This is a genomic window from Pseudomonas sp. St290, from assembly GCF_018325805.1.
Classification (GTDB): domain Bacteria; phylum Pseudomonadota; class Gammaproteobacteria; order Pseudomonadales; family Pseudomonadaceae; genus Aquipseudomonas; species Aquipseudomonas bijieensis.
The window spans coordinates 5124682-5138476 of sequence record NZ_AP014703.1; the positions used below are offsets into that span (position 1 = coordinate 5124682).

Sequence of the window (13795 nt, forward strand, 5' to 3'; positions counted from 1 at the left end):
GAAATAGACCTGTGGGAGCGAGCCTGCTCGCGATGGCGTCGCATCAGCCAACCTCACTATTGACTGACACACCACCATCGCGAGCAAGCTCGCTCCCACAGGTTTGGCTCCCAAGGAACAAGTGGGGCAGCCTGCAACATGAAATCTTCTTCATGAAAGCCCCCCTGCGACCGAATGCCGCGCACCGCCTGGCCTGCAGGATGGCTGCGATTTCCATGAAAACTTCTTAACGCGCCGACGCATTTACTTAGCACGCTATCCAAATCTATAACAAAGTCCTGCACACGCCTTGCTGCAGATAACAGAGATTGGAGCTTGCAAGATGACTGTGAAAGTAACTGAACGCGATGACGCCCATATGTCCCACGAAGGCATTGCCGCCGGTATCCGGATCTGGGATGTGCATCAACAGGATTTGCTGGTGGGGATGTTCCACTCCGAGACCGATGCTCATAACTACAAGGCTGAGCTGGAGCGCGAGGAAAGGTTGCGCTCGCGGGAAATGGCAGAATCCTGAACGACAGAACCCCCATGAACCTGTGGGAGCAAAGCTTGCTCGCGATAGCACTGTGTCAGACAGAAAGATATTGCCTGATACTCAGCTATCGCGAGCAAGCTTTGCTCCCACAGTTTTCCTAGAGATCTCTGCAGATGTTCCAGGTTTTGCGTTTAGCTTGCTGTCCGGCTTACCACATCAAATCATCCGGAATCTGATACGCCGCGTACGGATCATCCGCATCCACTTCTTCGGTCTGCGTATTGAGCTGAACGATGCGCTTGGGGTCGCGCTCCTGAATCTTCAGGGCCGCTTCACGCGGGATCACTTCGTAGCCGCCGGCATGGTGGACGATCGCCAGCGAGCCGCTGCTCAGCTTGTTGCGCATCAAGGTGTTGACCGAGATGCGCTTGACCTTCTTGTCGTCGACGAAGTTGTAATAGTCCTCGGTGGTCAGCTTCGGCAGGCGCGAGACTTCGATCAATTGCTTGATCTGCGCGGCCCGGGCCTTCTGCTCGGCCTTTTCCTGCTGCTGGCGATTGAGCTCCTGGTCGCGCTTGACCTTCTCGGCCATGGCTTCCTGGGCCGCGCGCTGCTGGGAATCATCCAGTTCTATCTGGCCTTTATGGGCCAGGCGCTGCTGCTTCTGTTTCTCTTTGCCGACCTGCTTGGCCTGCTTTTGGTTGACCAGTCCTGCTTTGAGCAACTGGTCGCGAAGGGAAAGGCTCATGGTGCTTACTCACTTAGGCAACGGCCTCAGCCACAGCTGGGCAAATTCTTTTCCTGACGTTTGGCTTCGCCCCACAAGGCGTCCAACTCTTCGAGGGTGCAATCTTCCATGGGACGGTGGGTGTCGCGCAATGCCTGTTCGATAAATCGGAAACGGCGTTCGAATTTCCCGTTGGCGCCACGCAGGGCCGTTTCCGGATCGACTTTCAGATGGCGGGCCAGGTTCACCACGCTGAACAGCAGGTCGCCGATCTCATCACCGATGGCCACCGGATCGTTATCGGCCATGGCTTCGAGGACTTCATCCAGTTCTTCCCGGACCTTGTCGAGCACCGGCAACGGACCTGGCCAGTCGAAACCGACCTGGCCGGCACGCTTTTGCAGCTTCGCCGAACGGGACAACGCCGGCAAGGCCGCAGGCACATCGTCGAGCAACGACAACTGCTCCGGCGCCGAGGCCTTCTCGGCCCGCTCCTCTGCCTTGATTTCTTCCCAGCGCTGCTTGACCTGTTCTTCGCTCAGGCGCGGGATGTCCACGGGCGCATACAGGTCACCGGTAGGAAACACATGGGGATGGCGACGGATCAGCTTGCGGGTGATGCTGTCGACCACGCCGGCGAATTCGAAGCGGTTTTCTTCCCGGGCCAACTGGCTGTAATACACCACCTGGAACAGCAGGTCGCCCAACTCGCCCTGCAAATGATCGAAATCGCCACGCTCGATGGCATCGGCCACTTCGTAGGCTTCTTCCAGGGTATGGGGGACGATGGTCGCGTAGGTTTGCTGGATGTCCCACGGGCAGCCGTACTGCGGGTCTCGCAGGCGGTTCATCAGGTGGAGCAGGTCTTCAAGGCTGTACATCAATCCATCCCATTACAAAAAAGCCCTGTGGGAAATAATTCAATGAGAGCACGCCTGTGGGAGCAGATCTGTGGGAGCAAAGCTTGCTCGCGATAACGGTGAGTCAGTCTCCAGATGGGCTGGGGGCCACTACCACAACCGCGAGCAAGCTTTGCTCCCACAGGCTTTGCTCCCACAAGCTCGCTCCCACATTTTTGGACTGCGCTTAACCCGGCGTCCGATTCCGCCGGGTCTCGATGATGTTCGGCAACTGGGAAATCCGCCCCAGCAACCGCCCCAGCGCATCCAGCCCCGGAATCTCGATGGTCAGGGACATCAGCGCGGTGTTGTCTTCCTTGTTGGAGCGGGTGTTGACCGCCAGCACGTTGATCCGCTCGTTCAGCAACACCTGGGAGATGTCACGCAGCAGGCCGGAGCGGTCGTAGGCGCGGATGACGATGTCCACCGGGTAGGTGAGCACCGGCACCGGGCCCCAGCTGACCTGGATGATCCGTTCCGGCTCGCGACCGGCCAGTTGCAGCACCGAGGCACAGTCCTGGCGGTGAATGCTCACGCCACGGCCCTGGGTGATGTAGCCGACGATCGCATCCCCCGGCAATGGCTGGCAGCAGCCCGCCATCTGGGTCATCAGGTTGCCCACGCCCTGGATCTGGATATCGCCGCGCTTGCCCGGTTTGTAGCCAGTGGCCTTGCGCGGAATCAGCTCCAGTTGTTCGTTGCCACGCTCTGGCTCCACCAGCTGCTGGGCCAGGTTGACCAACTGCGCCAGGCGCAGATCGCCAGCACCTAGGGCGGCAAACATGTCCTCGGCGGTTTTCATGTTGGCTTTTTCGGCCAACTTGTCGAAGTCCACCTGGGGCAGGCCCAGGCGACCGAGTTCACGCTCGAGCAGGGTCTTGCCGGCGGCGACGTTCTGGTCGCGGGCCTGCAACTTGAACCAGTGGACGATCTTCGCCCGCGCCCGCGATGTGGTGATGTAGCCCAGGTTCGGGTTCAGCCAGTCACGGCTCGGCGTGCCGTGCTTGCTGGTGATGATCTCGACCTGCTCACCGGTCTGCAGGCTGTAGTTGAGCGGCACGATCCGCCCGTTGATCTTGGCGCCACGGCAGTTGTGGCCGATCTCGGTGTGGACCCGGTAGGCGAAGTCCAGCGGTGTCGCGCCCTTGGGCAGGTCGATGGCGTGGCCGTCGGGGGTGAAGATATAGACCCGGTCCGGCTCGATGTCGACGCGCAGCTGTTCGGCCAGGCCACCGATATCGCCCAGCTCTTCATGCCATTCGAGCACCTGGCGCAGCCAGGAGATTTTCTCTTCGTAGTGGTTGGACCCGGACTTGACGTCGGTGCCCTTGTATTTCCAGTGGGCGCAGACGCCCAGCTCGGCTTCCTCGTGCATGGCATGGGTGCGGATCTGCACTTCCAGTACCTTGCCCTCGGGGCCGATCACTGCAGTGTGCAACGAGCGATAGCCGTTTTCCTTAGGGTTGGCGATGTAGTCGTCGAACTCCTTGGGAATGTGCCGCCACAAGGTGTGGACGATCCCCAGCGCGGTGTAGCAGTCGCGCATTTCCGGGACCAGTACGCGAACGGCGCGAACGTCGTAGATCTGGCTGAATTCCAGGCCTTTGCGCTGCATTTTTCGCCAGATCGAGTAGATGTGCTTGGCCCGGCCGCTGATGTCGGCTTCCACGCCGGTGGCCTGCAACTCTTCGCGCAACTGGGTCATCACATCGGTGATGAAGCGCTCGCGATCCAGGCGCCGCTCATGCAACAGCTTGGCGATCTGCTTGTACTGGTCGGGCTCCAGGTAGCGGAAGGACAGGTCCTCCAACTCCCACTTGATGTGACCGATGCCGAGACGGTGGGCCAGGGGGGCATAGATGTCGAACACCTCCCGGGCGACGCGATTGCGCTTTTCGTCATCGGCGGACTTCACGGCGCGGATCGCACAGGTGCGCTCGGCCAGCTTGATCAGCGCGACGCGCACGTCGTCGACCATTGCCACCAACATCTTGCGCAGGTTTTCCACCTGGCCCTGGGTGCCCAGCACCATGGACTGGCGCGGACTGAGGCTGGCACTGATAGCGGCCATGCGCAGCACGCCGTCGATCAGCTTGGCGACCACCGTGCCGAAACGTTGGCTGACCACCGGTAGCTGGATCTGACCTTCACGCACCCCGCGGTACAGCACCGCCGCTACCAGGGAGTCCTGGTCGAGCTTGAGGTCAGCGAGAATTTCGGCGATCTCCAGGCCCGTCTGGAAACTCGAGGTGCCTTCAGACCACAGGTTCTTCGCCGCGTTATGTTGCTGCTCCGCCTCGCGAGCAAACTCGCAGGCGGCCTTCAAGGCTTCGCGATCCAGTGCCATGTCGACGCTGACCGCATGATCGAGCCAAGCCTCGAGATTGATACTGCCGTCGGTGTTGATCGGCTGGTGTGCTCTCACCTGTACCATCTTTACTTACCTTCCCTACGACGCAGATTCAATGCGTCAACTTCGCTGACCTTCATGCCCGTGTTTGCGCCCAGGGCTGTGGCGGGTTGGCACGAACGGGTCAGTCGGACAAGCCATCCTGGCTCGCTTCAAATAACGCCATGGCCTCGACATGCGCCGTTTGAGGAAACATATCGAGAATCCCGGCACGTTTTAACCGGTAGCCCTGCTTGATCAGTTCGACCGTATCCCGGGCCAAAGTTGCCGGGTTGCACGATACATAAACCAACCGTTTGGCACCCAGGGACGACAGCTTGCGCACCACCTCGAAAGCACCGTCACGGGGTGGGTCCAAGAGTACCGCAGAAAAGCCTTCGCCGATCCATTCGGCATCTGCCAGAGGCTGGGATAAATCGGCCTGAAAAAAGGCAGTGTTATGCAAATTGTTGCTGACGGCATTGGCCGCCGCACGCTCCACCATGGTCTGCACGCCTTCGACGGCCACCACCTGGCGCACGCTTTTGGCCAACGGCAAGGCAAAGTTGCCCAGGCCGCAAAACAGATCCAGCACTCGCTCCTCGGCGTGCGGCGCGAGCCATTGTAGCGCCTGGGCGATCATTGCCTCGTTGACCGCAGCGTTCACCTGGATGAAATCCCCAGGCCGGTAAGCCAGCTCCAGGCCCCAGGTTTCCAGGCGATAACCCAAGGCTCGCCCTGGATCGACCGGTTGCGGCTCGCCTTCACCATGCAGCCACAACTGCGCCTCATGAAACCCACAGAAGTCCTTGAGGATCGTCAGGTCGGCCTCCGACAGCGGTGCCATATGGCGCAGCAGTACCGCGAGGGACGAACCGGCGAACAACTCCACATGCCCCAGCGCCTGGGGTTTGCTCAAGCGTCTGAGCATCTCCGGCAAGCGGCTCATGATCGGCTGCAAGGGCTGTACCAGCACCGGGCAATCGCCGATGGCAACGATGTCCTGACTGCCGGCGGCACGGAAACCGACTTCGAGTTTTTTCGCTTTCTGGTCCCAACGCACCGCCACCCGGGCGCGACGTCGGTAACCGAATTCCGACCCGCTCAATGGCGCGGCCCATTCATCCGGTTCCACCCCGGCCACGCGAGACAACTGCTCGGCGAGCATGCGCTGTTTCAGGGCGAGTTGTTCGGCATGGGGCAAATGTTGGACGCTGCAACCGCCGCAACGACCGGCATGGATGCACGGCGCCGAGCGACGCAGTTCACTGGACAGGAACACCCGCTCGGTACGCGCCTCGACCACCTTGCCATGGGCCCCGAGCACCCGCGCCTCGACCTCCTCACCGGCCAGGGCGCCGATGACAAACCAGGTACGCCCGTCGACAAAGGCAATGCCCCGGCCATCATTGGCCAGGCGCTCGATGGTCAGGCGCTGTTTTTTACCGGTGGGCACTTGCGGGGCCCGGCTTCCGCCGCTGGGCTGGAAGCGCAAGCCTCTTTCTTGCTTGGCCATCAGTTGGGCGCGTCGAAAATGCCGGTCGACAAATAACGGTCGCCACGGTCGCAGATGATCGCGACGATCACCGCATTCTCCACTTCCTTGGACAGGCGCAGCATGCCCGCCACGGCACCGCCGGAAGACACGCCGCAGAAGATACCTTCTTCACGCGCCAGGCGACGGGTCACGTCCTCCGCTTCGCTCTGGGCCATGTCGATGATGCGGTCCACGCGCTCGGCCTGGTAGATCTTCGGCAGATACTCCTCGGGCCAGCGACGAATGCCCGGGATCGCCGAGCCTTCCATCGGCTGCAGGCCAATGATCTGCACGTTCGGGTTCTGTTCTTTCAGGTAGCGCGAGGTGCCCATGATGGTACCGGTGGTGCCCATCGAGCTGACGAAATGAGTGATGGTGCCGTCGGTCTGGCGCCAGATCTCAGGGCCGGTGGTGGTGTAGTGGGCCTCGGGATTGTCGCCGTTGGCAAACTGATCCAGCACCTTGCCACGCCCCTCGGCCTGCATGCGCTCGGCCAGGTCCCGGGCACCTTCCATGCCCTCCTCCTGAGTCACCAGGATCAACTCGGCGCCGTAGGCCGTCATCGCCGCCTTGCGCTCGGCGCTGGAGTTGTCGGGCATGATCAGGATCATCTTGTAGCCCTTGATCGCCGCCGCCATCGCCAGGGCGATGCCGGTGTTGCCGGAGGTCGCCTCGATCAGCGTATCGCCGGGCCGGATCTGCCCGCGCAACTCGCCACGGGTAATCATCGACAGCGCCGGCCGGTCCTTGACCGAACCCGCCGGGTTATTCCCTTCGAGCTTGAGCAAAAGCGTATTGCTGGTCACGCCAGGCAGGCGCTGCAAACGGACCAGCGGGGTGTTGCCGACGCAATCGGCGATGGTTGGGTACTGCAGAGTCATGGCGTATTCGCAATCCGGACTGCGGGGGCGCCTATCATACCGGCAAACCTGGCGAGGCCATATCACGCAAAGTGTGGTCGTTATGGCTTGTGGGAATAAGCGAGCAAAAAGCTAAGCCCGCTACTATGTGGGAGTAATCCTTTCCCTACAGAGCCAAGAACCCATATCGTCCATACGTACCTTCTGTAAGCACTGTCTGTCAGCATTCCTCCTGCCTGCTTGTGGGCTCGTTCCTTTTACATGGATGAGCAAACATTCAAGGCTATGTGGCTTTGCACCGTGTTCTTACAGTTATACCGCTAAACGTACAAGCAGGATGCAAAGCAATAACGATGGTGAACGCTTGGTGGGAACAAAGAGATCCGCAGCCCGGCGCCCGGCAGGCTTGCGGAAGGCGCTTGCGCTACCTATTGGAAGAATACGACATCGCCCCTTCGGCTTTCGCCGAGGTGCTGGGTGTTAGCCCTCAATGCTTGACGAATTGGAGCGCGCGGGGTGTACCACGGTCGCGAATGGAGCAATTGGCACGTTTGCTATGTGTCAGTGAAGTGTGGCTGATGACTGGGGAAGGCGAACGGACACGTGACGTACATCGAGAGGTAAAACAGGATAAAACAGGTTCGTGGGGTTGAGCCTGGAGAGTAACTTCGACGAAAGCCCCCCTTTAACTTACGTCGCTTGTCGGGAAAGCACGAATTGATACAGACATCCCTGCTGCAATCAATGGCTAGCTGGGTGCCCCTGCGCCAAGGCATGTGAAATTAACTCATAAGCCTTTGGAGTTGTTTCATAAGCGCCCCATGAATCCCGCGTTCTCTCGATCCCTTTCTGGAGCCCATTCGACATAATTCGACTCAACATCAAAGTCAAAAGCCTATCTCTACCCCGAAAACCGTCAACTTCCGAAAACCCATGGACGCTTTGGGTGCGCTGGTCGAACTGAGCGTTGGTCGCCGTAGTTGATCGGAAGAAGAACCGAATATTCAGCGATACTCCCGAAGGCGCCACGGTGAGCACCCAATCAAAGAGACGGCCAGAGACCCTATACGTGTCTGTGTCAAGCACTCGCGCGGTTGCCACAAACATCGCCAGCTGAAAACTACGAAGTCCTGTCGTCTTGGAACTGCAGACGTCGGTCGTATGGCCAAACGCTCTGTCCACGTTTTGACTAGATGACGGTTGTGGAACGCTTACGTTTTTGAGACCGCTTCGCGCCCCGGTGAGAGCAAGCTCCCTGTCCTTAGGGCCCACGCTCGATGAGCTATGGGGCGTTACCTGACCCAAAGCAACCACAAGACGACAGGAACGTATCCGAACAGGGATAAGGTATAAGACGCAACCAACCTGCCGCGTCCTCCATATTCGCTCCATCTAACTGTCATACCCGCCACTTTCTGTAGTACCTCTTACCCAGCAAGGGAAGTTATTTCCCTGAACCACATAAAATTCTGTAGGAATACGATTTTTTAACGGATATTTCCCGCGACCAATCGAGAAACCCATGAACTAGCGAACTCTCAAATACATTGATAACATTATTATCAAGCAACTCAGCGCTCAATCCCAATCAGAGAACAGCCAATTGAAGAGAGTCAATAAAGACCTAACAAAACGAGAACATGAAGTCTTACAACTACTTCTGCTAGGTGAAACAAACAAAAAAATAGCCTTAATACTCGGCATTAGCGATTTCACGGTACGAGAACACGTCTCCTCAATTTTACAAAAAAAGGGGGTAAATTCCAGAGGAAAGCTATTGTCGGAAAAACTCAACAGAGATTAAAAACATCGCACACTGTACAAGCTCGCACCACTTCCCGATAACATGGACATCACGCCCACCTCAAAACAAAACCAAGCCACTGTAACAACAGGACCAGACATCACACACAAAAAAACGAACCAAAAAAAAATACAAACTATACTGTTTATCGAGAAAATTTTATCCATTCGGTCACCACGACTTTAATTAATTTAAGTTTACACCCAAAGCCAATAAAATCTCCATCCAAATGAGTCCACATTACATAACCGAGGCATCAACGCCCCCCTTCATCAACGACATCCCATATACCAGCATAAAAAGCAATTGCCTTAAGCACTTCCGGATTTTGCACGTTAAATCTCGACAAACACTTTACCGAATACAAATCCTGACCAGTTTGCTTTAGAACATAAAAACCACTGGCAATATCAAACCAAATCTCTAATGACCGGCTGACCCAATATGGAACTCTAACACCATCCTCATTGTAGAATTGAAGACATGCCACACCTACAACGTCCTCAACCAAACGGCCAACCCTATTAGTAGAGTCGTTACCACTACCAACAACGTCATCAATACTTCCTTCAAGTCCAGTTAGAGCGACATCAACATGATTAACCCTGACAACATTTATTGCCATGCCAACCACCAAATTTCTAAAACTCACTCCAACCGAGCGCGCCTTACAACATAAAAAATCAAAGAAATTACCGTATGCTATAACCAGCGCTTTTAGCAAAGTCGGCTCTACATTTAACGCTATAAAATCCGGCTCCACACCAAGCACCTTTCCTCTTAATAGTGCTGCATACAATCGAAAACCCCAACATTCATAGCCTTTCCAACCGGTTTCATTTGTAACAAACCTCATTGAAAGATCATCAAAAACCAGCAACTCTTTGACAACCGCAGCGAACTCGATAAAAACACCACTATCAAGTACATGATTCAGCAAAACAGCCGGAAAACCCATGCGCATCGCACAATGCAAGTTAAATTGACGATCATACTCCCCCAGAAATTCATCTACCGAACTCTCCGCAATTTCATTTGCATCATCCAAACCAACAACTTTATATTTACTCAAGTAATAGCATATATTCCGAATGCTTTCGATAGCCGGAATATGCTCCCCAACAAATCGTTCATAGTCATCCCTATCAACTGGAATTAAATCAGAAAAAATTCGCACACTACTAAAGTCTATCCACGCCCCATCCAGAGTTAAGTTTGATGGAGTTACATTGAAATGAATTATTTGCTTCACCCTCGCAGCAGCAAATTGTCTCGCATAACGTTTTGCAAGCTCACGAAGACCTAAATATAGTCGCTCATGCAAGGATCCTGATAAACAACCTCCATGGTCCAAGGGTAAAAACTCAACGAGCTTACTTACCGCCAAACGAACACGCTTGGCGTCATTACTCAATGCACCTACATGCCTCTCCCTAAAATATATCGCACTAATAAAATGTGCCGGACGCACCGTAGGCATTCTAACTAACAGCCCACGAAGATAGGTTTTATTTTCACACTCAAACTTCAGCCCTGTATCTATGACAGCAACAGACCTAGCTGCTCCGTAGGGAAGTGCTATATTTATAATCTCCGACCAGACAGTTTCATAGATCGCAGAATTAAGGCTCATCAAGCCATTTCCATCAGCAAAAACAGCATCTTTCGCCACTAATTGGTTAGGTCCAATTCCTTTCAATTGAAAATCACCGTCAAATCCACAGCGACCACCTCCTCCATTTCTTAAAATTCCATCACCACCATATCTTTCGGCAAAAAAAATTTTGCTGCGCCGCTCCTCTTTTTTCCCCGCCCCACCTCCCACAACATAGCTGTACCTAGAAAGGGCGTCCGCTTCGACTAGGTCAAGTTTTAGACCCTTATTAAAGAAGACGATGGAGGTACCTTCTATTTTCTCTGCTTTGAAACTCACAAAGACCTCATGCAGATCCGATAATTTTTTCATAGATCGCTCATTCACCAATCGCCGTTCCGAACAGCACATATGGCTCAACAATATCGACCACAATTAATGATTTGTACCCTACACATGTAGGGATGACCTCAACGAACATCCATGCAAACCTTCAATACCGAAGTGGACGTAACTGGATAACCCAAACCGTCCTCGTAACCTAACACCTGTTAACTGCCACAGGATCACATATGAAAACCCCGGCCAAACTATATACCTACTGCCGAAGTGATTACTCATCAAACAGGGCAAAACTCATTGGCTTTGCCTGCATAATAATTTGCACGAGTAGTAACTATTCACTTTTTGAAATCATGACTTTGCGGCTCTGGATAGCTCCAGCAATAGACCACAAACAGATTTTATTTTTTTTCGACAAAAATGACTCACCCATTGGGTATGTAACTTGGGCGCATTTAGCCCCAGACAGCGAAACTAGACTACTGAAAGATCCAAATTTTTTACTTCATGCATCCGAATGGAATGAAGGAGGTAGAACTTGGATTATTGACTTTTGCTTTCCCTTGGGGCGTACAGCAGAAGCAATCAAACCTCTAAAAAAGCATCTGCACTCGCTTGGAATAGACAGGGTGCTTTGGGGGCGCCGGAATAGTGATAATTCAATCAGAAGGGTAGGAAGCCGTGCCATCTCTATTAGGAAATACGCAACGCTTTCGATAAACTTTAAGTAACAATCAGAAACCATTGATCGCCATCTGCTCCATACCGCCAAATCTTAAGCAGGAGAGAACCTCCAGCTCATGCACACCTATTATAAACATGTGAAAATTTTAACAGTTTTTCGTAGGGCCCAGTAAAAATTACCACCCCTCTTTGCGGGGTATATGTTATAGCTTCTGACTTGCAATAAAAAAAGAAACTGAAGAGCTTTTTTGACAAATACACATTAACTTTTTTCTCTGAATAACCAATAGACAGCATCGCGTACTGCAACAAATCTAGATCCACATCAGAATCTATTTTAAGCTCGGAAAATGCTTCATCATAATACATTTTTTTGGTAGTAATCACCAAATACCCTATCAGTCCGCTCAACACCTCCCAACCAAAAAATCCGTTAATCAGGGATATTCTATTCATAACAGCAAACACCAGCGTCATCAACACAGAGGTCATTGTAGCTTTTTCAATCAAAGCGAACATCTTTAAAAGGTCAGTCGACAATTGCTCTTTAAGCTTCAACCTCTTCAATCTTATCCCAGTCATGCCTCAATCTCTTGCGCTCTTTTTATATTCAATCTACTAGACATACTCGTAATTATTCACAGCACATCTAGTAGACAACCTAATTGTTAACTACTCCTACCTCCGGGCACTTGGGGGAAAAAAGAAGCCCCATGGAAAGCACTTGGATTCCAAGAGTCAGCAGCGTTCTTCACAGCATTGTAAGTCCCCTCCCCTGCCAAGGCTCCAAGGCCACTCCCAACGGCCGCGCCTGGCGTGCCAAGCCCCACTCTTCCTCCAATTGCTGCGCCCGCTGCCGCGCCCAAAGTGGCTCCAGCATTTCCGAAAAATGTGGAACCCGAGTCACCTGAGCCGCCTCCAGATACTAGTGATAGTTCAATACACGATAACTTTCTCATGGCAATTTTTCCTCTTTCCTACCTAAGCGGCATAGTGATTACTTTCTTACTTCATCCACATTATTGAATAATGTGACAAAGTTCAGTTCACGATAGCGGACAAAATCGATGATTTGTACCCTACACATGTAGGGGTGCCCCAAACGGGCATCCATGGAAATCTTTACTGCCTCGCCGCGATGCGGCTGCCTTTTCCAAGGGCTCCGAAATGCAATTATTGTCGGCAAGGAATGCTCACATTGACCCAAAATACGTCGCTATTCAGAACAGAGGCTCTAGAAACCCCGCAGATGCAGTGGTTAGGCAGCATCTTGCTGATTCGTCCAGTCTCGTTCACCTTCTTCACAGTCTTCGCCACACTCCTTGCATCAATCGTAATTATTTTTTTTATATGGGGAAGCTATACCAAGCGAAGCACCATAGCTGGGCAGCTACTGCCATCCTCAGGACAAATTAAAGTTTATGCTCCACAACAAGGACGGGTGCTTGAAAGCTTTATTCATGAGGGGCAATACGTTAAGAGGGGCACTCTACTTCTCACATTGTCCAGTGAGCACTATGGCGAAAATGCCGACCCAGTTCAGGAAAGTATCAGCAACAACCTCAAGCAGAGAAAATTGTCCTTACTTGATGAACACAAAAAAATAAAGATACTGCAGACTGATGAAAGAAAAAGCCTCACAACCCACTTAAGCAGCTTAAAAAATGAGTTGGAGATCTTAGCCGGACAAATTTTCAGTCAACAACAGTTGGTTGCCTTGGCTTCCAATGCCACCAGTCGCTATTCGGGACTAATGGAAAAGGGATATATAGCCATGGATCAGCTACAGCAGCGCCAGGCAGAGCTACTCAATTATCAGCAGAAATTAAATGCCCTTGAACGAGATCGCTCCTCACTGCGACAACAGATAGCCGAGCGCCATAACGAACTTTCTGGCTTATCCGCTCGACATGAGAATCAACTTGCCATCGTTCATAGAGCGCTATCGGAAATTGACCGAGAGCTCATCGAGAGTGAGGCGCGACGTATATTAGTTATCAAGGCTCCGCAAGAAGGTGTAGTAACTACAATTTTCGCGGAACCCGGACAGACGACAGGCACAGCCAGATCTCTTTTAAGTATTGTTCCAAATAATTCCTTATTGCAGGCCGAACTTTATTCTCCGAGTAAATCCATCGGTTTCATCCGGGTGGGCGACAAAGTACGCATTCGCTATCAACCCTATCCCTATCAAAAATTCGGGCAACATAACGGCACAGTCAAATCCATCTCCAGGACCTCGGTTTCTGCCGTGGAGCTTGCAAACGCGGTCGGAGAAATCCCCGGGATTGGCCTGGACGGCGAACGCTATTACCGAATACGCGTCGGGCTGGACCAACAGCATGTCTTGGCCTATGGCGAACAACGGCCATTGCAAACCGGTATGTTACTTGAAGCGGACATCATGCAAGAGACTCGCCATCTTTATGAATGGGTACTTGAGCCTCTTTATAGCTTGACGGGCAGGTTTTAGGAGCAACT

The 13795-nt window shown here is 53.3% G+C and carries 11 protein-coding genes; 4 read left to right on the forward strand and 7 right to left on the reverse strand.

The features are described from left to right. Positions 1 to 322: 322 nt before the first annotated feature. The gene (locus tag PBDP_RS22280) at positions 323 to 517 is read left to right on the forward strand and encodes a hypothetical protein (protein WP_109753963.1); all 195 of its coding nucleotides are present in this window, start codon (positions 323 to 325) and stop codon (positions 515 to 517) included. A 169-nt stretch (positions 518 to 686) separates the two neighbouring features. Here the strand turns inward: PBDP_RS22280 and PBDP_RS22285 are convergent, their stop codons facing one another. The 5 genes from PBDP_RS22285 to cysM all read right to left on the reverse strand — a co-directional run bounded on the left by PBDP_RS22285 (position 687) and on the right by cysM (position 6911). Then, on the reverse strand, positions 687 to 1226 hold the full coding sequence (locus PBDP_RS22285) for a DUF2058 domain-containing protein (RefSeq protein ID WP_030142404.1): 540 nt from the start codon (positions 1224 to 1226) through the stop codon (positions 687 to 689). 26 nt (positions 1227 to 1252) lie between these two features. Continuing rightward, a complete protein-coding gene (mazG, locus tag PBDP_RS22290) occupies positions 1253 to 2086 on the reverse strand; it encodes a nucleoside triphosphate pyrophosphohydrolase (RefSeq protein WP_212801333.1) in 834 nt (277 codons plus the stop codon). A 205-nt stretch (positions 2087 to 2291) separates the two neighbouring features. After that, positions 2292 to 4538 (reverse strand): GTP diphosphokinase, encoded by a 2247-nt coding sequence (gene relA / locus PBDP_RS22295; RefSeq protein WP_212801334.1) that lies wholly within the window; start codon positions 4536 to 4538, stop codon positions 2292 to 2294. A 100-nt stretch (positions 4539 to 4638) separates the two neighbouring features. Continuing rightward, positions 4639 to 6009, reverse strand: coding sequence for a 23S rRNA (uracil(1939)-C(5))-methyltransferase RlmD (rlmD, locus tag PBDP_RS22300; RefSeq protein WP_212801335.1), 1371 nt, complete (start codon positions 6007 to 6009; stop codon positions 4639 to 4641). After that, the gene (cysM, locus tag PBDP_RS22305; RefSeq protein ID WP_109753959.1) at positions 6009 to 6911 is read right to left on the reverse strand and encodes a cysteine synthase CysM; all 903 of its coding nucleotides are present in this window, start codon (positions 6909 to 6911) and stop codon (positions 6009 to 6011) included. Before cysM ends, rlmD begins: the two co-directional genes overlap by 1 nt. A 1582-nt stretch (positions 6912 to 8493) precedes the next feature. On the opposite strand from cysM, the gene PBDP_RS22310 reads away from it, so the two are divergent. Next, positions 8494 to 8694 (forward strand): LuxR C-terminal-related transcriptional regulator, encoded by a 201-nt coding sequence (locus tag PBDP_RS22310; RefSeq protein WP_283246397.1) that lies wholly within the window; start codon positions 8494 to 8496, stop codon positions 8692 to 8694. A 256-nt stretch (positions 8695 to 8950) separates the two neighbouring features. Here the strand turns inward: PBDP_RS22310 and PBDP_RS22315 are convergent, their stop codons facing one another. Beyond that, positions 8951 to 10660, reverse strand: a complete 1710-nt coding sequence (locus PBDP_RS22315) for a hypothetical protein (RefSeq protein WP_212801336.1) — start codon at positions 10658 to 10660, stop codon at positions 8951 to 8953. 200 nt (positions 10661 to 10860) lie between these two features. On the opposite strand from PBDP_RS22315, the gene PBDP_RS22320 reads away from it, so the two are divergent. Beyond that, positions 10861 to 11361, forward strand: a complete 501-nt coding sequence (locus PBDP_RS22320) for a toxin-activating lysine-acyltransferase (protein ID WP_212801337.1) — start codon at positions 10861 to 10863, stop codon at positions 11359 to 11361. A gap of 67 nt (positions 11362 to 11428) precedes the next feature. Here PBDP_RS22320 and PBDP_RS22325 read toward each other — a convergent pair whose 3' ends face one another. After that, a complete protein-coding gene (locus tag PBDP_RS22325) occupies positions 11429 to 11896 on the reverse strand; it encodes a hypothetical protein (protein WP_212801338.1) in 468 nt (155 codons plus the stop codon). A 667-nt stretch (positions 11897 to 12563) separates the two neighbouring features. Between PBDP_RS22325 and PBDP_RS22330 the strand changes: the two genes are divergently transcribed. Further along, a complete protein-coding gene (locus PBDP_RS22330; protein ID WP_249411871.1) occupies positions 12564 to 13787 on the forward strand; it encodes an HlyD family secretion protein in 1224 nt (407 codons plus the stop codon). The last annotated feature ends 8 nt before the right edge of the window (positions 13788 to 13795 follow it).